Here is a 407-nt window from a genome sequence, read left to right as displayed (position 1 = left end):
GCGCCACCGGCCTCGACTACCAGATGCTCGCGCCCAACGAACTCGGAGAAGTCGACCGCCTGGCAATCCTGCTAATGAGCGACACCCACGGAACCCAAGTCCGCGAAGTAGCTCCGCCGAGCCAATAGCCCCCGACCCCCGGCAAGACCGGCGGCGTAAATGCGAAGATCGCCACCCCAACGGCTGTAGCGGCGCTCTATGAGCGTCGGTCGCATCTCGGGAGAGTCACCGACGCTCAAAGAGCGCCGCTACAACCGGAAGGACTCGCCACCACCCTCGCCGCATGACTTCAGGATCGCCGCGACGAGATCCTCAAAACGCACCGACGCTTTTGAAGCACTCTCGCGAGCGACTGGCGCGACGAATTCAGTTTTGTAAATGCGACCTATAACCGCATTCGTCTAGTG

At 61.7% G+C, this 407-nt stretch carries 1 protein-coding gene; it reads left to right on the top strand.

Going from position 1 to position 407, the window contains the following annotated elements; translation table 11 throughout:
• The first annotated feature begins 23 nt into the window (after positions 1 to 23).
• Positions 24 to 128, top strand: coding sequence for a hypothetical protein (locus D7Y13_RS50230; RefSeq protein WP_500683213.1), 105 nt, complete (start codon positions 24 to 26; stop codon positions 126 to 128).
• Positions 129 to 407: the final 279 nt, after the last annotated feature.

Origin of the sequence: Corallococcus praedator (assembly GCF_003612125.1) — a bacterium.
In the GTDB taxonomy this organism is placed as follows: Bacteria; Myxococcota; Myxococcia; order Myxococcales; family Myxococcaceae; genus Corallococcus; species Corallococcus praedator.
This window is presented reverse-complemented; position numbering and strand designations above follow the sequence as displayed.

Bases quoted from the DNA above. Each gene is read 5' to 3' on its own strand.
- D7Y13_RS50230 (WP_500683213.1), top strand. From the start codon at position 24: ATGCTCGCGCCCAACGAACTCGGAGAAGTCGACCGCCTGGCAATCCTG.